General features: G+C 35.0%; 17 protein-coding genes and 5 pseudogenes. 6 read left to right on the plus strand and 16 right to left on the minus strand.

Annotated features, from left to right (window positions below; all coding sequences use genetic code 11):
* Positions 1-78 precede the first annotated feature (78 nt).
* The 9 genes from JCM9140_RS16870 to JCM9140_RS16910 form a co-directional block, all read right to left on the minus strand.
* Entirely contained in the window at positions 79-792 is a 714-nt protein-coding gene (locus JCM9140_RS16870) for a DUF881 domain-containing protein (protein ID WP_003322277.1), read from the minus strand.
* 344 nt (positions 793-1,136) lie between these two features.
* A complete protein-coding gene (locus tag JCM9140_RS16875; RefSeq protein ID WP_081727746.1) occupies positions 1,137-3,023 on the minus strand; it encodes a copper resistance CopC/CopD family protein in 1,887 nt (628 codons plus the stop codon).
* 37 nt (positions 3,024-3,060) lie between these two features.
* Complete coding sequence (locus tag JCM9140_RS16880) at positions 3,061-3,246, minus strand: hypothetical protein (protein ID WP_003322280.1); 186 nt, start codon at positions 3,244-3,246, stop codon at positions 3,061-3,063.
* The gene (locus JCM9140_RS16885; RefSeq protein ID WP_034634015.1) at positions 3,243-4,655 is read right to left on the minus strand and encodes a sensor histidine kinase; all 1,413 of its coding nucleotides are present in this window, start codon (positions 4,653-4,655) and stop codon (positions 3,243-3,245) included. The genes JCM9140_RS16880 and JCM9140_RS16885 overlap by 4 nt, the downstream gene beginning before the upstream one ends.
* A complete protein-coding gene (locus JCM9140_RS16890) occupies positions 4,652-5,347 on the minus strand; it encodes a response regulator transcription factor (protein ID WP_034749212.1) in 696 nt (231 codons plus the stop codon). The genes JCM9140_RS16885 and JCM9140_RS16890 overlap by 4 nt, the downstream gene beginning before the upstream one ends.
* Before the next feature lie 348 nt (positions 5,348-5,695).
* Complete coding sequence (locus JCM9140_RS16895; protein ID WP_003322284.1) at positions 5,696-5,902, minus strand: hypothetical protein; 207 nt, start codon at positions 5,900-5,902, stop codon at positions 5,696-5,698.
* A 124-nt stretch (positions 5,903-6,026) separates the two neighbouring features.
* Positions 6,027-6,761 (minus strand): cytochrome c biogenesis CcdA family protein, encoded by a 735-nt coding sequence (locus JCM9140_RS16900; RefSeq protein ID WP_034634016.1) that lies wholly within the window; start codon positions 6,759-6,761, stop codon positions 6,027-6,029.
* Between the two features lie 30 nt (positions 6,762-6,791).
* Positions 6,792-7,604, minus strand: a complete 813-nt coding sequence (locus JCM9140_RS16905) for a cytochrome c oxidase assembly protein (RefSeq protein ID WP_034749227.1) — start codon at positions 7,602-7,604, stop codon at positions 6,792-6,794.
* A 311-nt stretch (positions 7,605-7,915) separates the two neighbouring features.
* Positions 7,916-8,119, minus strand: coding sequence for a hypothetical protein (locus JCM9140_RS16910; protein WP_034749229.1), 204 nt, complete (start codon positions 8,117-8,119; stop codon positions 7,916-7,918).
* 318 nt (positions 8,120-8,437) lie between these two features.
* Between JCM9140_RS16910 and JCM9140_RS23300 the strand changes: the two genes are divergently transcribed.
* Positions 8,438-8,764: a four-helix bundle copper-binding protein gene (locus JCM9140_RS23300; RefSeq protein ID WP_235715390.1), complete on the plus strand. Its 327-nt coding sequence runs from the start codon at positions 8,438-8,440 to the stop codon at positions 8,762-8,764.
* Positions 8,765-8,917: 153 nt separating this feature from the next.
* Here the strand turns inward: JCM9140_RS23300 and JCM9140_RS16915 are convergent, their stop codons facing one another.
* Together JCM9140_RS16915 and JCM9140_RS16920 are read right to left on the minus strand one after the other, a co-directional pair.
* Positions 8,918-9,556, minus strand: coding sequence for an NAD(P)/FAD-dependent oxidoreductase (locus JCM9140_RS16915; RefSeq protein WP_034633972.1), 639 nt, complete (start codon positions 9,554-9,556; stop codon positions 8,918-8,920).
* 128 nt (positions 9,557-9,684) lie between these two features.
* Positions 9,685-11,922 carry a spermidine synthase family protein gene (locus JCM9140_RS16920; protein ID WP_034633970.1) on the minus strand — a complete coding sequence of 746 codons (2,238 nt, stop codon included), beginning with the start codon at positions 11,920-11,922 and terminating at the stop codon, positions 9,685-9,687.
* Positions 11,923-12,325: 403 nt separating this feature from the next.
* On the opposite strand from JCM9140_RS16920, the pseudogene JCM9140_RS25465 reads away from it, so the two are divergent.
* Positions 12,326-12,486 (plus strand): annotated as a pseudogene (locus tag JCM9140_RS25465) (C39 family peptidase); the annotation flags it as partial.
* An 88-nt stretch (positions 12,487-12,574) separates the two neighbouring features.
* Here JCM9140_RS25465 and JCM9140_RS16925 read toward each other — a convergent pair.
* The 3 genes and pseudogenes from JCM9140_RS16925 to cadC form a co-directional block, all read right to left on the minus strand.
* Positions 12,575-13,243: a CadD family cadmium resistance transporter gene (locus tag JCM9140_RS16925; RefSeq protein ID WP_003322298.1), complete on the minus strand. Its 669-nt coding sequence runs from the start codon at positions 13,241-13,243 to the stop codon at positions 12,575-12,577.
* A 116-nt stretch (positions 13,244-13,359) separates the two neighbouring features.
* A complete protein-coding gene (locus JCM9140_RS16930) occupies positions 13,360-15,531 on the minus strand; it encodes a heavy metal translocating P-type ATPase (protein WP_003322300.1) in 2,172 nt (723 codons plus the stop codon).
* Positions 15,524-15,891, minus strand: a pseudogene (cadC, locus tag JCM9140_RS16935) (Cd(II)-sensing metalloregulatory transcriptional repressor CadC). Before cadC ends, JCM9140_RS16930 begins: the two are co-directional and overlap by 8 nt.
* 270 nt (positions 15,892-16,161) lie before the next feature.
* On the opposite strand from cadC, the gene JCM9140_RS16940 reads away from it, so the two are divergent.
* Positions 16,162-16,716, plus strand: a complete 555-nt coding sequence (locus JCM9140_RS16940; protein ID WP_003322302.1) for a recombinase family protein — start codon at positions 16,162-16,164, stop codon at positions 16,714-16,716.
* Between the two features lie 30 nt (positions 16,717-16,746).
* Positions 16,747-19,020 (plus strand): annotated as a pseudogene (locus tag JCM9140_RS16945) (Tn3 family transposase); the annotation flags it as partial.
* Positions 19,021-19,272: 252 nt separating this feature from the next.
* On the opposite strand, the pseudogene JCM9140_RS16950 reads toward JCM9140_RS16945, so the two are convergent.
* Positions 19,273-20,067: pseudogene (locus JCM9140_RS16950) on the minus strand (phosphotransferase).
* A gap of 221 nt (positions 20,068-20,288) precedes the next feature.
* Positions 20,289-20,873, minus strand: a complete 585-nt coding sequence (locus JCM9140_RS16955; RefSeq protein WP_022629633.1) for a hypothetical protein — start codon at positions 20,871-20,873, stop codon at positions 20,289-20,291.
* On the opposite strand from JCM9140_RS16955, the pseudogene JCM9140_RS23305 reads away from it, so the two are divergent.
* Positions 20,856-21,065 (plus strand): annotated as a pseudogene (locus JCM9140_RS23305) (glutamate synthase-related protein); the annotation flags it as partial. The gene JCM9140_RS16955 and the pseudogene JCM9140_RS23305 overlap by 18 nt on opposite strands.
* 505 nt (positions 21,066-21,570) lie before the next feature.
* Positions 21,571-22,596, plus strand: coding sequence for an endospore germination permease (locus JCM9140_RS16960; protein WP_034749236.1), 1,026 nt, complete (start codon positions 21,571-21,573; stop codon positions 22,594-22,596).
* Positions 22,597-22,621 lie beyond the last annotated feature (25 nt).

Here is a 22,621-nt window from a genome sequence, read left to right on the forward strand (position 1 = left end):
GTATAAACGCGAATCCAAGGTTCGTGTGTCTCAATATTTACATAAATTAATATGTTTACTATCTTTATACACATGTAATCAACCTTCTGTTAGGTAAGAGTCTAATAGAATATTAGTTTTTTTCTGTATTCTTACTGTTACTTCATCATTAATTAACTGATGCTGAACTCCGCCATGTAGGGTTAAAGCTGCTTCTAAATGATCAGCATCCCCAATCGCCGTAATAATAAAAGGAGCTGATGAAATATTTCCGTCTACACTTATTACAGGCCCTATACATTGAATAAATGATGAATGTCTTAGGCGATACCCATTTACGGCAATTGCTTCCGCTCCAGCAACATATAATTCTTGGACCACCTGTTGGATATGTCCTTCATGAACAATGTAATCATTCGGATTAGCCCCGTTAGGTAAATAGTCTGAATCCTCTAATGAGATTTCAATTCCTGGTCCAGTTACTTGCACTTGTCCTACAATCTTTCTTAACCTCTCTATGTCTTCGAGCAAATTTTCTGCTTTTTCTTCACTTTTTTCATTAACGGTGCTTAAGTTTTCTTCAAGTTCCCGTACCTGATATTGATATAACCTTAACTCCTCTTGAAGCATTTTGTTTAAGGATTGTTCCATGATGATTTGGTTTCTAAGTTCATTTTCCTGTGCCCATGTCGAATTCAATCTATTCAGAGGATCATAGTTACCTGAATCTGTAGACTCATAATTCACCACTAAAATAAAACCAGTCAAGAACAGGACAAAAAATAAAATAATATGTTTTCCCCTTATCTTCAATCTTCTCCCCCTCTTCTAAAACTAGTTTTCAACCAAGAATTCTTTAAGGGTCGCACACTCAAATGGATTAACCGAGTTTTATAAAAAACATAACCTTAGCTGTATGACATCTTGAGAATAGCGGTAGAATCATCATCATTTTGACACTACTAGAGAAATAATCTTTAATTAATTTAACATTATTTACCAATAAAAGTATAGTTATCTGACTATGTACAAAAGTAAACAGTGGAGAGAAGCATATTCATAGCCAGTAAAGGGCCCTTAGAGAAAAATCTAAGAACCCTTTCTGTGAGAAGCGTGACATTCTTTATACAGTTGTGTCGGCAATCAAAAACGAAGCATTACATATCGCCGGGCACTTGTATTTCATATGGAATCATTAAGTTTTCGCCACTCGTTTTAGTGACATGAATATTTAAATAGGTCGTACCAGAACCATGTAATAGTCCACCAGTCACTTGAAAAGTCCCTTCCCCTAACGAAAACGCGGTTATCGTTCTGGTCATAAAAGGTGGCATAAAAAGCTCAACATCAACATTCTTTATATCTTCTGATTGATCAAATTTTATAATTAAATCATTATATCCCATCTGAAATGGTGTCAGTGATACAGAGACATCAACAGGAGAATAAAGATCTGTGGGATAAATTCCTTGTTCAGCAGCCTTGGGTGACGTGTTGATCATTGATGCTGCAAAGAAAAGAATACTCATTCCAATAATGAGTTCGGTTCTTCCTAAGATAGCGGTAAGAGATGTATGATTATGATCAATACCGCTTTTCAATAATCTCATTTGATAGAATCCTATAAAAGTTATAACTAGAAATAAAATCACCTTAAAAAGGAGAAACTGCCCCCAACTACTTATCATTAAACTGTCCATAGTAAAAGAAGGAAGATAACGCAATAGCATTCCTATACCTGTTAAACTCATAATAAATATACTTATAAGTGCGTACTTGGAGAACTTTCGACCATTTTCTTTTAGCCATTTTAAACCTTCCTCTTTAGGTATCATGACTATTAATGCAAATAATCCACCAAGCCAAATTGCAATAGAAAATAAATGCAAAGCATCTAACGTTATTGAGATAAGCCCACCATACCGATCTGATACAGCATGACCTGATAATGCCCACATCATAATCGTTCCAGCTAACAATAATATCTGTCCTATCATCGACCTAAGAAAAAATGCAATAAGTACAAGGACAAGTTGAAGGACCATGCCCCAAACAAATTGAAATTGAATAAACTCCACTACTGAAATATTAGTAATTTCATCCTTCCGAATTGTAATAAGTAGTAGAAACCCTACAACACTCATGATGAAGAAGATCCGTTTCATCTTGTTCCACCGGTTGGTGTTTTCACTACCTTTTGAAATCAATAATTGAAAAACCATACTACCAAACAAGATGAAAACACCCAGATAGGACAGCCAACTAGCAAATTCAATCAATCCGACATGTTGCCATCCCCCCATTGAAACTCTTTTTCCCTCTGGAGGGGTAATAGATGTGACTTCATTCACTGCGAAGTAGAAAATTCCATTTTTACTTTTGTTATCTTTACGTACGTACCAATTAATTTCATATGTCCCTTTTGATAATTTCTTGTCTAGCTCTATTATATAGTGGGAAGCATCAGCTGGATTTACATAAGTTTCTCCTATCGGTACTAAACTTTGATTATCATCATAGATCGCAAAAACCTCTAATTCTATCTCATCAGAGAACCATAGTTCAATTTTGTTTGGAGAAGTTGGTACGATCTCCCCATCTGCTGGAGCGGATTGAACGAGGGTTAGGTTTCTCCAATAATCTAATTCTGAAATTTGTTCCTTTTTAATTTCAAATTGGAAACGCTCTTTAATTTCATGTCCATCCATGGCAATTGCGAAAATCTCTAATGTATACCTGCCATCTGATAATAGAGTTTCAACCGGTAATGTTACTAAACGTTTGTCAGTAGGATCAATCACCGCTTTTCCGATTCGAACGTTTGATCCGATCGAATTGGTTAAGCGAATAGACTCTGAATAGACTTCTACAGGTTCAGCAAACAAAACACTAATACGTTCTGGTGAATGGTCCAATATTTCATTCATTCCCGGACTTATTTCTTTTATTTCTGAATGGGCTTCAACCGCAGTACCGTCTACCAGTGAAATGAATATTGTCAGAAAGAGAATAAGACCGGCTAGTAAGTCTTTTTTTGTCCACACTCCATACACACATCCCTATTTTTTCTCATACAATTGCTTACTTTCTTTTTTTGAACAACAGAAAAATTAGTCCAATCGTTAGAGATGGAATTCCTACCCAAAGACAAATTTTTAGGAGAGAGATGATAAAATTCTCGTCCGTCGTTAACGTTAAGGACATACTTAAACAAACTAACCCAATAAGCAAAAGCAGACTAACAATGACCCAGTCTATCCATTTCATATCTTTTCTCCCCTCTCCTTGTTCCCAATATCATTAGGAAAAGAAAGAGTAAATTGGGTTCCTTCGTTTTCCTTACTCGTTATATCTATTGTACCACCGTGTAACTTTACTAACATTTTAACGATGGCTAATCCCAATCCGGTCCCTCCGAATTCTCTTGAGCGAGATTTTTCTACTCGGTAAAACCGATCAAAAATAAATGGAAGTTCGTCGGCTGGAATTCCTGATCCGGTATCTTTGATAATGATGTTAATTTGATTATCACCTTGCCTGAACTCACAGGTTACCTCACCGTTAGTCGTATGCCTCATCGCATTATCCAATAAGTTGGTAAAAACTTGTTCTATTCGTTTTCCATCTCCATAAAACAAGGAAAGGTTTTCATCCACTTTAACCGTAAATAGAAGATCTTTTTCTTTTGCTTTTAATGAATATTTCATATCGAGGTTATCGGCAAGTTCTGTTAAATCGATCCACTCCTTATTTATGTCAAACTTCCCTTCTTCCATCTTCGACAAATCAAACAAGTCTGATATAAGATAATTTAATCGAGTTGCTTCATGTTCAAGGATTGATAAATACTGTTCTTTTTCTTCCTCCGTCTGATACAGCTTTTCTTTCAAGACTTCCGAATAACCCATTAAATATGAAACCGGTGTCTTTAACTCATGAGAAATACTAGCAAAGAATTCACTTCTTGTATCATAGTGCCTCTTTAGTTCCTGAGTTAGGTTGTTAATGCCAACAGCAAGAGAACCGATTTCATCTTTTGATCGTACAATCACTTTTGTATTTAAATCCCCTTTGGCAATCTTTTTTGTTGCAGCCTGCATTTCAAGTAAAGGTGACGAGAGCTTTCGTGAAGCAATAAATGTAAACCCAAGAGCTAGAAAGAAACCTCCAACACCAGCAAGAAGAAACAACTGTCTTACCGTAGACATCGAATCATACATATCATTAAGTGGAAATAACATGAACAGACTACCTTTGAATTGATCAGCATTTATTGGATGACCATACAAAAGATAAGGAATGTCAGTGAACGGTTCTACGTATTCATAGAAAACAGGCCTTCCTTCAAAAAGGTTTTGCAAGTCGAACTCTTTAATGTTTATTTCCAGATCATCCGTACCTGTAAACGTGATCATATCTCCATCTTCGTCTAGTAAGAAGATTTTTTTTTGTGTAATATTTCCTGCCATTTCGACCATTGGCGTTGACATTAACATTTGATTATTCGCTATCATCTGGGCATAATTTGACGTTAATTGATGAGCTTCCTCTTTTGCCTTATTGTAATAATAATTACAAAAAACCTGATCAATGACATAAACAAAAGGTGCGAAAACTAATAAAAAAACGGTAATCATCGTCAGCCCTAATTTTACATCAATTCGATTCCATCTCATGTGTCTATTTCCTTTAACTTATAGCCGACACCCCAAACCGTTTCGATGATAGTAAAGCTCAGCCCTTCTTTCTTTAATTTCAAACGAATACTTTTTATGTGAGAATCAACCGTTCTTTCATCTCCGAAAAAATTCACTCCCCAAATTTTCAAAAGTAACTGGTCCCGGTTAAACACTTGCTTAGGATTCAAGAGTAATAATTTTAATAACTCAAATTCTTTAGGGGTTAAATGAACAGGATTGTCTTGAACAAAAACTTTATGATCATCCACATCCATTTTCAGCTCGTGGAAATGGAGTTGTTTTGTTTGCGTTGTTTGATTTACAACAGCTCTTCTTAAAAGTGCATTCACTCGTGCGATAAGTTCTTCTGGTTTGAAAGGTTTAGTTAAATAATCATCCGCTCCAATATCGAGTCCCTTCACCTTGTCCGTTGTCTCCGTTCTAGCTGTTAACATTAATATAGGCAAAGCCAAATTTTCTTTTCTAATTTCTTCACATACTTCCCAACCATCCATCTCTGGCATCATTACATCTAAAATAATAAGTTGAAAAGAATGACATTTCATTTCTTTAAGCGCTTCTTTCCCATTCACAGCTTCCACTATGTTATATCCTTGCTTGGATAAATGAATTCGAATTAGATTTCTCATATTCCATTCGTCATCAACAATTAGAATTTTAGTGTCCATGTTCTCCCTCTTTTCTATATAAAGAATCTTACTTATAAAATATTTTTTTACACAAATCTACTTGAAAAGAAGAAAATGGAGACAACTCAATTAAAAGCCTCCTCCACCGATTGATTTTACTATAATTTAGACCTATTGTGAGTTTGTTAAGTGGGATAAACTTACAATAAGGTTAGTTACTTTTTTCCCGTTTATCGAAGGGTCATTCTGTTTATTAATCAAAAATTCATAACCCTCTGGTTTTCTTTTGATAGTAGCATAAGAGTGAATCATCATCGCAATTATTAGTAAGAATAAAAGTATGATCGGAACAAAAATTGATAATTTCTCCAAACGTACTCCCTTCCATTATTGTGACCTTTTTAAAGAATCAATTTCCTTCATCAACTTTTGATTTTGTTCCATTAAGTGATTCATATTTTTTTGTAAATCTTTTCCGTTTGGTTCACTCTTATTACTGTTATTTCCATCAGACATCCTTTTCATAAAGAAAAATAACATCACTAACATTAAAGGACATAATAATAGTGGAAGATAATAAGCTAAATTTTCCATAGTCAAATACCTCCTAATTTTTAAATCTATTTATATTATAAAAGGTAATTGTGTTGAAATTTTGAAGAAAAAAATATAAATTTCCTTTTGAATTAGATCATGGTTTAATGCAACACATACTTCCTTAAATCCCCCAATAAGTTATTGTATCTAAAATCCCAAGTATGATCAGAAAGCCCCCTGCAACTCTCTGTATCCATTTTCCGATGTTTCTTCCTTTTTTCAAAAGTGTCCCGTTTAATCCAAAAGTCCAGATGAGATACATTGTAATGAACAAAGGAATCGATGTACCAAACGAAAACACAGTTGGTAAGATGAATCCGTATGAAGTAGAAAGGGTTAACGGCATTAGCAAAAAGAAAAAGATTGAGAACATGGTTGGACAGAATCCTAATGAAAAACTACTTCCTAAAAGAAATGCCCCCCATTTTCCTCTGTTTTTATCACCAGCTTCTCTTTGTTTTAGACCGATAGACCATTTCCATGTGATGAGTCCAACTAAATAAAGACCGATTATGATAAAAATGGGCCCAAGTATTTTACGTATCCATGGAAGGTAACCAATTAGTTCTTGTTGAAATTCAGAACCTAATATCCACACTAGTAATCCTAACCCCGAAAAAACAACGACTTTCCCAAGTTGAAAGAATATAACTTCTGACCATGGAATAGCTTTTTGGATAGACCGATTCCCATAGAGTGTAATGGCACCTACATTTCCGGTGAATTGACACGGTGCAGCAGCTGCTAGAATTCCAATAATAAGCGCTGCTAAAAGCGGAATATGATCAAAACCATACATTAGTTGAATTAAGGGATCATATAATAATCGACTAATAGAATTAAATACATCATACATATTACAAACCTCGCTTTATAGTAATCAATTTTATGAAGCATCCTCATTTCGTATTTCTACATTTTCTTTTTTTCTTTCTTTTTTTGCCCACCGGAAAAAAAGTATTCCAATGATTGTAATAAATACCCCTTCTTGAACCAGCTTCATTACAATCCCTCCAAGTTGTTGATCATCTTTTATTGATAAGAACGAGATCAATTGAGGAGCATTTATATAGGTTGTATAAAGTACGTTATTAGAAAAGATAATTAAAGCGCAAACCGGTGTAATTAATACACTATTTAAGAAAATGTAGCCTAAACTTTTCAATTCAGATAACTCGTAATTACTTTTGGAATGAAGAATGGATAACCACATTGTAAAAGCTAATATTGTGAGAATTAAATGATAAACAGATTGATATAGATGGTTCAAACGTAAATAGTCAAATAGACTTGGATAATGGTATAGGGAAAATAATCCATTAAATAAAAACGATGCGATGATCGGTTTGCTCAATACTCCTAGTAATCCCCTGCTTAGTAACCTGGAGATGAAAGGATGCTTAGTTAATTGATTAGGTAGTCCTATAAGAATCAATGGTGGTGCCACAAAATAGACTATTGCCTGTTCAAGCATATGAGCACTAAACAAATAGTTGTGTCCGATTAAGTGAAGTGGACTTCCTACTGCAACATAAAAAACCCATACTCCTATAACAAACGATACGGCTTTTCCTTTACTGGTCCTATTAGCAACTTTTTTAGTGACATAGAAATAAAAAAATGTAATAAGAAAAATAAGGATAAGCCACCCTATATTCCATAGCTCTTGGTAACTGTAACTTTCAAAAATATAATTCATCATCTTATCTCCTACTTTTATAATCAAGCGTTCTTACTATAGCGGAAAAATGTGATAGATTTATGATGAAAAGTAAAAATAAAAACTACGTAATATCCATGAAACTAGGTTCATAGTGAGAAAAAAACCAACAAACAGATTCCTTACAAGTGTCAATGGAATTTCATAGAGATAGCAAGAAGAAACTCGAGGATTGAAAGATCCTCGAGTCTAATTTGTTATTATTTTCATTTAACCAGTATTCATACAAGGAAATCTCCTTAAAAACTTTTATGATACTAAGTGTTTTATTGACTAACCATCCTGGTTCATTAATTCGTACATCCACTTGTCATAGGGCATTCAGGAGCAGTGGCACAGTCAGAAACCCCGCGTTCCATTTTTTGTGCACACATAGCTACATGTTGTCCCTTCGACATTTGCGCACATTCCGCAACTCCGTTTCCACTAGCAAAAGCAGGAGTACTAATTGTCATGGTTGCAGCTAATACAAATAAAGCCGACTTCATTTTCATTCCATTTCCTCCCCATAAGTGTATGTTCATTACAAGAAAAGAATATAAAAAAATTGTGATGAAAATATGATGGAATGGAAAAGGTTATTCTTGAAAATAACGAAGCAGTATCGAGACCAGGAAGTCTTCGTTAGTTTTTTATCTTATCATACTGAGAAATTAAATAGCTGCCCGTTTGGAACTCGTAAAACCCTGAAAATTAGACTAATGCCTAAAGCATAGGTAATCAACTAGACATACGATGAACTTGTGATATAAGTTTTTTTAATTTAAGGAATTAAATTGAATCATACTATGTCTTATCATATGGAAAACCACATGTCACAACACAGAGCACTTGAAACGGTTCAACATTGTGAAGCTATTTGTGAATTTACCGAGTATTCTATTTTGCAAATGGACAGCTCAAGTCACAGAAAAGAGCAATTGCGATTACTTAGAGACTGCGCTGATATTTGTACGTTAACTGCTAAATATATGGCCCGTTGCAGCGTCTTCGCTAAATCTCTTGCTTCGTTATGTGCCCATATTTGTGAAGTTTGCGGGAACCACTGTTTACATCACCCAGACGAAGTTTCGCAACGATGTGGTCAAATGTGCTTACATTGTGCTCAAGGGTGTCGCGCCTTTGCTATGGGTGCATAATTATAGTAAAGCTAAAGATAAGAAGTGAATACCAATGGCTAGGTAAAAACAAGTGCGCTACGTAATAAGTAGCGCAACCTTAGCTGAACCTATTTCTTCCTAAATCCTGTCAACAGTTTATTACTTTCAGTAGATTGAATTTTTGATTATCATTTATCTTTTTTTTAGAACTTGCTGCTGTAAATTTTCAAAGCCGAATCGATTAATAAACTTGAAAAACGGTTCTCTTTTTTTTCCAAATTCGTGATAAAGATCTAGTATATCATCCACCATCGCATATAATTGTTCAGGTACTAGTTGTTTCTTGAACAATGTACCTACCTTAGCATCTGCTCCCTTGCTTGTGCCACCGATGTATAAATCGAACTCATTTGTACCTACTTTAATAATCCCAATGTCATTGATTAATGGTTCACCACAACCAACTCGACATCCCGTATATGCTGGTTTGAGGGTAAAAGGCACTTCCCTTCCCGCAATTCGTTTATTTAACTCGATAGCTACCGGCATCCCTTCTTCCTCCGATCCTTTACAAAAATTACAGGTACGAAGGCTTTTAACAAAACTTCCAACCGGATAACAGATTAAACCAGCTTCTGTAAATTTTCCTTTTACTAACTCCAGTTTATTTTCAGACACATCAATATAGAGCTGTTGAAACGTTGTTAATTCCAATTCTTGATCATCATTCATATATTCAGCTAGAACTCGTAATTGTTTTGCATTTAACTTTGCCCCAAAGGATATCCCAGCATTCACAGCAAGTTTAACAAGTTTCTCTGTTTGACTCATCTATTCTTCCCACCTTGTTTGTTTTAACAATGTATTCTAACTAAAGTTACATTACCCTAGTAAGGTATGTCAATAACACAATAAGAGCCAGAATTTAATTCTGGCTAAGGAAAAATCACATTTCTGATTTACATTTTTAACAGAGGTTGAAAAATAAATAACAAGAGATAAACAACAACCCCTACTATTATTGTAAGATTCATTCCAAACGTTAAAGATAACATGGCTGCTACTATTGAACCGGCAACCGTCATTAAACCGTTGATCCCCCAACTAATTGAAATTTGATGTTTTTTAAGCCTACTCATCCCATATGGAAATGGCATTCCTATAAAAAAACCTACTGGGATAAGCATAGTAATGACAAGCAAGGTTCTTTGAAATGTGGAGAGTGCCAGCTCAGACTGATAGTAAAAATGAATTAATAGATACACGACAGATGTTAGAAATGCCACAAGTAATATTGGGACAAATCTTCTATCCTCTTCTCTTTTCCATTTAGTCGAATAGGCACTTCCAATTCCACCGGAAATAAGAAGTGTTGTTAATACGATAACAAATGCCCAAGTAGGATGCCCTAGAGGCAATGTCAGGCGTTGTATCAGCGTTACTTGAATAAGCATAAAACCGATTCCAATCCCACTGAAATAAACCATGCTTCCAACTGGAACTTGCTTTCGATAAATTAAACTCATTACAGAAGCGCCAAGACTTATAAGAATCAAACCAAACCATAAAAAAGAAGGAATCCCATCATTCTTATGAAAAAAGAAAGGCTGAGCATCTCGGTTTGCTTTAAAAGGGATGGCCGTATCATGAAGCCTGTTTGCTAAATCTTTGTAGTGATCAAATCTATATGGAACATGTAAGGGGAGCTGTGCGATATTCGCGGCAGAGTCGAAAAGTTTCGTCGCTTCCTTTTCTGTAAATGGATGCTTTTTCAAAATAAGCAGTGGCCGTTCGATGCTTCCCGGCTCGGCTACTACATGACCAAAAATGTGTTGACTACCGACAACGGCTATGTGATTTTTAATTTCATTAGATGGAATTCCCCTTTCTTGATAATAGCTTTCTGCACTATGGATGACTTTAGCTAGCTCCTTTTCGTCGTGAAGTAGAAATGAAAGTTGGCCATTTTCTTTGAGTTTATTAAAATAGTCACGTAACGCTTCATTCGTATAAATGAAATTTTCCGTTAAGGCTAACCCTAGTCCACTATCAGATTGCTTTGTTACCAGTGAAAGGAATATCAAATCATAAGTATTTGTTGTCTCACGAATATAATTTCGACCATCAGCTACAATCGTTTCGACACCATCTCGTTCAAATACATCCCCAGCAAATGATCGAAGTGAATGAACGGCGTTAAAGCTACCTTTATTTATGTCTAGAGCTTCAATCTTGGAATAGCCTGCCATTTCAGCAGATAAGACTTCTTGTCCACCACCACTTCCAATAATCAATGCCCTCTCTTTTTCTTTTGGATTCTGAAAAGCTAAATCACTTGTATTCATTTGCAAATAGTCTACTGTATTTAGGTCTCCGTCAAAACGAGAAATCGAAGAAACAGCACCTCCGTCTATCGTCATATACAAAAAATCTCCGTCTTTTGCATCGTAAACATCAGTGCGTGAAAATGAATCCCATTCAGAATAGATAATGTTTCCCTCTTGTTCAGAAAACGTTGTATATGGACTTGTTTGATAAGACAAAAAACGGTCCGTTGTTAAGAAAGGAGAAAATATATTTAACATCAATAAGGCTAGTATCATGATTAACATAACTTTTGCAGCTTTTTTTAAATGAGTAAATACGAGAATACTCCCAACTAAAAATAAAGCAAGTGATATCATAGATATCATTGGAATAGGGGATAAATGATTCATCAAGAGAATGGCAAAACTCGCCCCAAAACTTGCTCCGACTAAATCGATGAAATAAACAACATGAACTTTAGTATGTAATTTTTGAAAAATACTAGCTAAAATATAACCAGTAAACAAAAATGGTACTGTTGAGAGAATGGAGTAAAAGGTGATGCCTTGAAATGGCGTAAGATAAATTAATGACGTTACACCTATTAGCAAAACACCTTGCCCACATAGTGCAAGTGGATATAGACTACGGAAAAGAATAGGAAACTGATAAGCAAAATATCCTCCAATTCCAATTCCTAATGTAGCTAACGAGATGACAAGAAATACATAATTGTAATCAAAAATAACTGCAAACAAACGTGTTAAAAAAATTTCAAACATGATCATCGAAAATGCAAAGAAAAAAGTCAGGGATAGATCTTTTATTAATTCTGGTTGTAATTTTACGAAGACTGATTTTTTCTTAATATTTAAAATTAGTTCTTGCATAAATCAATCACTTCCTATGCGAGAGTTTCACAAATAATTCTTGCCTCAAATCTAATTCTTTAACCCTTGAAACTCCATAGGATGTAATAAGCATTAAATTGGTTAGGAGTAAAAAAAAGGACGAACAAAGAAAAGCCTGGGGTACCACCAACAGTCCGCATAAAACCCACGCTAAGCAAATTTCGACATAAAATAAGCCTATGATTCCTACGCTAAGAAATCATAGGCTTATTAGTAACTATTATAGTAGTTTTATTATCTGTATAATTCCAGACATATTTCCATTTGGTTATTCATGCAATCAATCCAAACATGCTGGTACTTACCATTTTTAGGGTTCCTTTGTGGTAACTCCTCAGTTTTTTCTATTTCACCTGTGTTGCAAATTAATCTAATAGGGCTTCATAAGCTGCACTCTGTATTAGTAACAGGATATGATATGACCAATGCTATATTTACTTTAGTGATCCACTAGCAAACACAAAGAATAGAAAGGCCAAAATAGCAGACTTTGAAGCTGCATGGGTGCAACTGGGTAGACAAGCAATTACTTATATCCAATAGTTAGTTGGTTAAGGTAGGTTCCGTTATTTGTAAATAAGAAAAACAAAAGTCCCAACTGTTAACTAGAGGGACTTTTGAAGATTATTTTTTAATAATTTATTAAACTCAAAAGGGCACTGAAAGTTTCGTTCTCCACCATGATATAGATTCCTAAACCAATAAAGACAATGGGTATAATCCATCTACCGTAATTCTCTAAGGTTTCAGAGACATGTTTAAAAGCTGCCAAACGATATCCAATAAAACACCAAATCGCAACCATAATAAAGAAAGTAATAACCGTTACTGCTAGTTGGTTCATGGTTAAAGTAGAGAAGAAAGGAACATATATTCCAATGTTATCTCCGCCATTAGCAAATGTTATAAATGCTACACTTAAAAAGACACTATTATACTTTCCAGAATTTAAACTTGAAAGAATTGCATTTTCATCCTCATCTTCTCCCTTTATAAACAACATAATCCCTAAATAGATTGGGATTAGTCCAAGTAATCCTACCCATTTCTCTGGAATTAACATAACTCCAAAAGTTCCTAAGAGACTAACTACTACTAACAAGGTAAAACCTAGATATTGTCCAATAATTATATCCTTAGGGGATATATGCTTATTCTCTGTCTGGTTACCTTTTAAACCTTCACTCGTTTTCACCTGTGCTTTTGCCTGTGAAAATAGCAGCATCAAAACAAAAATATCATCAATATTGGTAACTATAAATGCCCCTATTGCAGAAATAACGTTCAAAATTAAAGTCAATTACATCAACTCACTAACTGATTTTTTATTATATTTAGAAGTTATACTAATAATGAGTCCTTTTTAAAAAAGGAATTTCCATCTGTCTGGAAGAGCCCTTTTTAGCACTTTTTCCTTTATTCTTTCACTCTCATTAGTCGCAAACCATTTAGAGCTACTAGAAGGGTTGCGCCCATATCGGAAAGAATGGCAATCCAGAGCGTTAACCAACCTGGGATAACCAATAGTAAGGCAATAAATTTAATAGCAATTGCAAAAGTAATGTTAGCTTTGATGATATTAAGAGTTTTCCGGCTAAGTTTTACAGTGAATGGAAGTTTTCTTAAATCGTCTCCCATTAGAGCGACGTCTGCAGTTTCTAAGGCTGTGTCTGTACCAGCTCCACCCATTGCAATCCCAACTGTTGAGGCCGCCAATGCAGGTGCATCATTGACCCCATCTCCTACCATTGCTACGTTGCCATACTCGGATCTCAACTGTTTAATAAAGTCTAATTTGTCCTGTGGCATTAATTCTGCCTCTATATCAGATACTCCAACCTGCCCTCCGATAGCATTCGCAGTACCTTTGTTATCACCAGTAAGCATAATTGTTTTTTTGATTCCAAGTTGATGTAACTTTTGAAGAATTTCCTTACTTGACTCACGAACTTCATCAGCAACTGCAATAACTGCAAGTATTTCTTTTTCGGTTCCAATAATCATGGCTGTCTTACCTTGATTTTGAAGAGTAGTAACATTTTGCTCTAAGTCTTTATCGAAATCATTAGTCAATAATTCCTTAAAGAGTTTCGGGCTACCGATGTAATAAGTCGTCCCGTTTACGATACCCTTTATACCCTTTCCTGTGATAGAAGAGAAATCCTCTACCTGTACGTCAGAATAAGTAATGTTTTCTTCTTCTGCTTTTTTCATGATGGCTGAAGCAAGAGGATGCTGAGAACGATACTCCAATGCAGTAATAATGGATAGTAATTCTTTTTCATTTATCTGTTTGTTCAACACATTATAATCAGTTACAGCTGGGACCCCTTTTGTTAATGTTCCTGTTTTATCGAATGCAATAGCCTTTAAGGCGCCCATTTCTTCTAAATACACTCCGCCTTTTACAAGGACCCCTTTTTTCGCAGCATTTCCAATCGCTGAAACAATAGAAATAGGAGTCGATATAACCAACGCACAAGGACAACCAACAACAAGAACAGCTAATCCTTGATAAATCCATGTTTCCCAACTGCCATCAAAGAATAATGGAGGGACTATAGCAACTAATGCTGCAATGATCATAATAATCGGTGTGTAATATTTTGCGAATTTATCAACAAATGCTTGCGAAGGAGCACGTTCCCCTTGTGCTTCCTCTACAAGATGAATAATTTTAGAAATTGTTGTATCTTCTACAAGTTTCGTTATTTCTACTTCAAGTAATCCTTCTTCATTTAAGGTACCTGCAAATACTTCATTATCAACCGTTTTCTCGACAGGGACTGATTCACCTGTAATAGCTGCTTGGTTAACGGCAGAGTACCCACTTACAACTACACCATCCATCGCAATCTTTTGACCAGGTTTTACAATCATGATATCCCCAACAGCAATATCATCAACATGAATCATTATTTCTTGTCCATTACGTCTAACAAGTGCCTCTTTAGGAGCGATATCCATTAATGAACGAATCGATTGTCTTGCTCTATCCATAGAGAATCGCTCAAGTGCTTCACTGATTGCAAAGAGAATAACAACAATGGCAACTTCTGCCCATTCTCCAATAATAGCACCACCTATAACAGCCACTGTCATAAGGGTTTTCATATCAAATTCAAAACGTAGTAAGTTTTGCAAACCAACTTTAAAAAGTGATAATCCTCCGATAAACATGGATGCTAAAAACAATAAGGTAGTAACAATGTTCTCTTCTCCATTCACATACGAGGAAAGATAACCAAAGGCAATCAATAAGGAAGCATAAAGTAGAGTACTATGCTTTTTATAAAACGGCACTTTATCTTCTTTCGTATCTTCTTTTACCTCTTGTGATGCTTGGCGAGCAGATTTTTCAGGTGTCACTTTGAGATTCTCAAATGCACCTGCTTTTTCTAGTTCTTCTATCGTTGCATTACCATAAACAGCAATTTTAGATGCACCAAAATTTACTTTTGCATCCTCAACTCCAGATAGCTGTTTTACATTTTTTTCGAATTTACCCGCGCAGTTTGCGCAAGTAAAACCTTGTACACGATAGGCCTTCATTTCTTGTTCAGATGTTATTGCCTTTTGATCAGACATTGACATTCACTTCTTTCTTATGTTCTAGTACAATCATCATTATTTGTCTAATATGTTCATCGTCTAACGAATAAAACGCTAGTTTTCCTTCTTTTCTATATCTTACAATCCCCTGCTTATGAAGGTCCTTAAATGATGAGAAGCATTTGCCACCGTAATACCAATAATATTTGCTATATCACACACACATAACTCTTCATCTTGACACAAAGCATAGGTAATCTTTGCCCTATTTTCATCCGCAATTGCTTTTAACATTTGGGCAACACTAACAATATCGATTGTTTTTAAATCACCTTGTATTCGATTGACCTTTTCCTCGTCATAACAAAAAATTTCACAAGTATCTTTCTTATTCACATTATCACCCCATTGATATTCAAGTGTTCACTTGAATATAGTATATACCTTTCCTTGGTTAATATTCAAGTGAATATTTGAATGAAAAACATAAAATGATTTTTCTAATAGTAATTCCCATTAACGAACGTTTAAGGGAAAAACTTTACCTATCTATAGTACACATGATTTTTGGCGTTTTCTAATCCCTAAACCCTTCCCGTATTCATCTTCCCTAAAATTGACTTATAATCCGAATTAGGGAACAATTATTCTTGGGGAGGGAATTTAATGGGAAAAGTTTTTGGATATGCTCGTGTTTCTACTCAAGATCAAATTTTAGATCTTCAAATTGATGTTTTAGAAAAAGCAGGCGCAGCTGTTATTTACAAAGAGAAAATAACTGGAACGAGAAAAGAACGTCCAGAATTAGAACAACTCCTAAAGGCTATAAGTAAAGGTGATTCTGTGGTCGTTTATAAGTTGGATCGTATCTCAAGGTCTACAAAACATCTAATTGAATTGGTTGAAACCTTTGAAGAAAAAGAGGTCAATTTTATTTCCATACAGGATAATATTGATACATCAACAGCTATGGGACGTTTTTTCTTCCGAACAATGGCGAGTATTGCTGAACTAGAACGAGATATTATCAGTGAGCGTACAAAATCAGGATTACAATCTGCAAGAATGAGAGGCCGAAATGGGGGGAGACCTTCCAAAGACCCCAAGTTGGTGGAACGTGCTTTAAAACTACATTCATCTAAACAATATAGCATCAAAGAAATTACGGATATGACGGGTGTTAGTAAATCAGTGTTGTATCGAGCTTTAGAAAAAAATTAAACCTTCGGGTTGGATTAGGGGGATTTTCCTGTGTATCTAAGAGCAAGAGAACTACTTACACCTGATCAAAGAAAGGATTTTTTGTTAATCCCGTCTACTTTAAGTAATTGGGAATTAGCGTATTACTATACCCTTACACAAGATGATATTGAGGTAATAAGACGTAGAAGAAGAGATCATAATCGATTGGGATTCGCTATTCAAATTTGTCTTTTTCGTTACCCTGGTTGGTCTCTTTCAGATATCAAGAATGTTCCTGATAAGGTGATAAACTATGTTGCTAATCAGTTACAAGTAGATGCAAGTGAATTTAAGCTATATTCTGAACGAGAGCAAACGAAACATGAACATATGGAGGAAATACGAAAGTATTATGGTTTTTCTAATTTTTCAGCACAGTCATATCGGATTATTTCACAGGCATTACTCCCCCATGCAATTGAAAATTCAAATGCACTGTTCCTAATAGGGATGACTTTAGAAGAAATGCGAAAGCGAAAAATCATTCTGCCTGCTATGACAACGATTGAAAGATTAGTATGGGAAACAAGGCGAAGGCAGAGGAGAAAGTATATAATTCACTCTATAAACCGTTATCTCCATGGCAAAAACAACAATTGGAGAAATTAATTGATACCCCTTCCGATAAATCCAAAACTAAGCTTGGATGGCTAAGGGAAATACCAGGTCAGTCATCACCAGATGCTTTTTTAAAAGTAATTGAGAGATTAGAATATGTTCGTTTATTAAATCTTTCAACAGAGTCCGAAAATATTCACTCGAATAGGCTGCTTCAGCTTGCTAGCTAGGCGCCCGATATGAACCTCATTCCTTTCGGAGGTTTAATGAGAATAAAAGGTACGCTATTCTTGTAGCTCACCTTTTAACTCTTAGTCAAGATCTAATCGATCAAGCTATCGAAATTCATGACCGCCAAATTATGATCTTACAGTCAAAGGGTAGAAAAGCACAAGAAGAACTGCAAAAGCAAAATGGAAAATCTATCAATGAAAAAGTACTGCACTTTGCGGATATTGGTGAAGCTTTAGTAAAAGCACGAAATGAAGAGCTAGATCCATTTGAAGTATTAGAGAAAATAATGCCTTGGGAAAGGATTGTTGATTCTATAGAAGAAGCAACACGTTTAGCTCGTCCTATGGACTACGATTACTTAGATTTGTTGGTCACCCGGTTTAGTTACCTTAGAAAGTATACACCGGTACTTCTCAGTAAATTGGAGTTCCGTACGACTCAGGCTTCTGAGCCTTTATTGCGCGCTCTAAATGTCTTGCGTGAAATTAACAATAATAAGAAACGCCATATTCCCGAAGCGCGCCATTGGATTTTGTGCCAAAGAGATGGCAGAAACATGTCTATGATGAAGATGGAAATATTAATCGAAAGTATTATGAATTAGCAGCATTAACCGAATTAAAAAACCATATCCGTTCAGGAGATATATGGGTTGCTGGAAGCAGGTTACATAAGGATTTTGAAGAATACTTAGTCACTAAAGATAATTGGGATGAAACTAAGAATACAGGCAATAGATTAGCTGTTGGTATGTCAGCTCAAGAATATATAATTGAGAGAAATACTGCTTTAAATGAAAGATTAGATTATATATTGGAAAACATAGATTCTCTTGAGGGAATAAGTATTGACAAGTCAAGGATACGACTTGACCGTTTAGAGAAAGATACACCGGAAGATGCCAAATCTCTTAGCCAAACTTTATATAACATGTTACCACGGGTAAAACTTACTGATTTATTGATTGAAGTTTCAAATTGGACAGGATTCGATGAACACCTTGCTCATGCGTCTAGTAATCGTCCACCTAAGGGAGAAGAAAAGTCTATTGTAATGGCTACGATTATGGCTATGGGAACCAATATCGGTCTTACCAAAATGGCTGAAGCAACACCAGGAATCACCTATCATCAGTTAGCTAATGCAGCCCAATGGCGATTACATGAGGATTCTTTGAGTAAAGCTCAAGCTACTTTAGTAAATTTTCAACATCATCTTTCTTTATCAAAATATTGGGGAAATGGGAGTACCTCATCTTCGGATGGCATGCGTGTACAAGTTGGCGTCTCTTCTCTTCATGCTGATGCTAACCCACACTACGGAACAGGGAAAGGAACTACTATCTATAGATTCACCAGCGATCAATTTTCTTCTTTTTATACAAAGGTTATTAACACAAACGCTAGGGATGCTGTACATGTCATCGATGGATTGCTTCATCATGAATCAGAATTATCCATTGAAGAGCATTATACGGATACGGCTGGTTATCAATACCTTTTTATAAAAAAATTAGAATTATAATGTGATCTTTCATTGTAGACATGTATTTAAAGAATGATTTAAAAATGACTAACGATTCAAAGTCGTTAGCCATCATCTTCTGCAATCGCGCCCGATTGCGGAAGACTCGATTTCGAGATAACTTATATATGTTCTTCGATTAAAACTCCGAGATTGTTTAAGGCGTGATCTGGAGATATCAAATAGTCTAGTCCCTTTAAAATCAATTTATTACTCTGATTAATACCACTCTCTCCTATGTTCACGAATGAATTCTATATCCTTTTCATAATGCTCAAGGTGTCCTTCGGCTATCATTTTTTGAAATGCAGTGTCTCCTTCGTTGGATTTTCTCTTTATGTATTTACATAACCCTTCTAACCGTAACAATACCATCTCTAAATAGTCTTCATCTATACCTTCAATATCGTAAGAGTTAAAGAACAACTTGATTCTTGTTTTGATCCTTTCTGCATCATATAAAGTATTATAATTGACTGTCTCACCTTTTTCATTATGATAAAGTCTGCTTAAAGGAACGCATATATAGAGGGTGTAAGCTATGTCCCAAAGTCTTGGGCCGGGAGCTGCAACATCAAAGTCAATAATGCCTACTGGCTGTTCATGATTAAAAATAATATTGTACACAGCAAAATCATTATGACAAAGGACCTCTCTATTTATAGGAGTATTGTCAATTGGAATCCATTCATCAAACAAAGGAAAGTCACTAACTGCGTCATGGTAAAGACGAAGCATATGTGCTATTTCTTTTAACACATCATTTGACCACATATATTTTTTCAAAGGGTAATTTCCAGCCTATCCTTCAATGAAGGATAATATCTCCCTGTATTTTTCATCAATACCCAAAAACTTCGGAGCATAATTAAAACCTTTGCTCTCTAAGTGCTGCAATAATTTATGTATTTTCAAACTATTAGGTTTTATTTCTCGTCGAACAGTATCTTCAAATCGATATACATTTGAGACATTCCCTCCAGCTAACTTTTCTTCTTCCTTAGAGTTTGACATTGTATTCATCTCCCTTACTAACAATTAAGGCACTCTATATTACCTCCTATCATTCGTTGTTAGAAGAAAAAACGATTGCCTATATTGAACAATCGCTCCATTTAAACGGAATAAAGAAAAAGGTGTAGATTTTACATGCTCTCCAGAGGGATATCTAAACCACAAAAAAACCGGGATGATATATCACCCCGGTTGGATTATAATAACTTTTCTTTATGGTTTTAGTGGTACATAAAACCTACCCCTCGTTTCCAAGATCCATCTTTACCTGTTAATATAAATCTGTAACTTGATAAAATCTGCACACCAAAAGTAGCCTCTGTAGTTGCTAGCTTAGGGTATGTCCTACTACCCATGAAGGCACCGTCGCTTACTCTATATAGGTTGAAAGTTACTGGCAAATTTATGGTTGTTTGTATTCTAACTTTTAAAGTGCTAGTCGTAGCGCTTATATGATTCCTACCAGGAAGAGAGGGACCGAGGAAATCAAATTCAAAACCAACATTTTGGATGGAGAAATCATCTTCCTTAACTGGAGAAGCATTGAAAACCTTATCTGGATTGTTTTTTTGATCGCGCTCAACTCTTTTGGAAAGTTGTTTAGATTCTTCTTCTGTTAAGTCGCCTTCTTTACTTAATAGTTCAATAAATCTCTCATCGCTTATAATAGGTTCTTCTACTGGAGAAGCGTACATTACTTTGTCTGGGTTAGCTTCCATATCCCTTTTGACTTGTTCAGCTAATCTTATTGCTTCTTCTCTATCAATGTCTTTGTCTGTTAAGATTTCACTAGCTTCCCCGCACAAACGTCACCATTTCCAATTGATGGTGAAGAAGTAGTAGATGTTGCCGTTACCATTGGTCCAAAGGCAAAAAAAACAATGAAAATAAAAATTCCACTTTTGATCAGTGGAATGGCATATGGGATTGCACTTAGTGAACAAGCAAGGCTTTCTTTGGCGGAAGCAGCAAAAAAGACAGGAACTGCGATTAATTCAGTTCAGGTTTTGAATTTGCTGAAATGGTGTTAAACAAAGCCCTTCGTAATTTCCGAAAAGAGATTTTGTTTTGCATAATTCTCCGCAAAACGTCCGAAAGAAATAATTTTGGTTTTATCCTCGGAAATTTCCAAGTTAAATTTCTTTAATCTGCATTTTAATGATTGGAATTGCCATAGTTTCCTGAATATAATAGATCCATAAATTTGTTATTTCTGCAGAAGTTAATCTTTTTTTAATCAAATCCAATCTTTCAAATCCTTTCGTTGTAAACTTTTGCTTTTAAAATTTTATTAATAATGTGCTACTAATGAAAGTTTTTTATTCCATTGTCAACTGAAACAAAATTATTAAGTCATTTTTAAAGCTTTGTAAATTATCCTGTTCGTTTTGTTGTTGACTTTAACAATTTAAACAATTTTTTATACACTCTCGTGAATTTTTTTCAGCTTCAAGGCTAAACTATGCAAGTAATTATAATTAGCTGATTTTAAGGTGGTTTTCCATGAATCAAAAGATGATTCAAGCTGTTCATATTTATATCTTATTTATTATGTCTACAGGATTCATGGTACATGTTCTAATTATCCCAGCTATATTATCAACCGCTAACAGGGATGCCTGGTTAAGTGTCATTTTCAGTACGATACCATTTATCCTCTGGATTCTGCTTGTTTTTCATATTTATAAAAAATTAAATACTCATGATGATATTCTCTCTTTACTTAAACGAAAATTATCTCAATCCGGGGTTTTTATAATATTTTCAATAGTATTCGGAGCCTATTTTCTAATTTCTGCCTTTATTACTCTTAAGTATACTTTTTTTTGGGCAAATGCTAATTATACTTTTGAGGTCCCTAATTTTGTCAGTGTATTGTTATTCGGACTCATTTGCTTGTATGCGTCTGTGAAAGGAATACGAACGATAAGTACGATTGCTTTTCTAGTGTTTCCATTAGTGTCATTTTTCGGATTTTTAGTAGGTTTCGGAAATTCGAAAAATAAGAATTATGAACTGTTATTTCCGATATTTGAGAATGGATACATAGATTTTCTTCATGGTTTAGTGTATAGCTGTGCTGGTTTGTTTGAAATGATCTTTCTTTTGTTTTTAACGTCTTTTATTAAAGACAGATTAAAGATTAAATGGCTTATATTGGTTGGGATCATCCTTGTGTTTTTAATCTTAGGTCCACTTGTGGGAGCCATTTCACAATTTGGTCCAGAAGAAGCAACAAAATTGAAGAATCCAGCTTATGAGCAGTGGAAGCTTTTAGAAATTAGCGAGCATATTACTCGACTTGATTTTCTTTCAATCTTTCAATGGCTCTCTGGAGCATTTGTTCGGATAAGCTTATCATTATTTATTGCAGACAAACTATTTTTATCAAACAAAAGGAAAAAATGGGGTCTTCCTATCCTTTATTTACTATTAATCATTGGTGCCTCCATTCCTTGGAATGCTACCTCATTTTTTTACTTTTTACAAAATTATTTTTTCCCTTTTAGCCTCACTAGTGTTGCATAAACACTGACTGAATTTTCAGTTTTAG

Origin of the sequence: Halalkalibacter wakoensis JCM 9140 (assembly GCF_000513095.1) — a bacterium.
In the GTDB taxonomy this organism is placed as follows: domain Bacteria; phylum Bacillota; class Bacilli; order Bacillales; family Bacillaceae_D; genus Halalkalibacter; species Halalkalibacter wakoensis.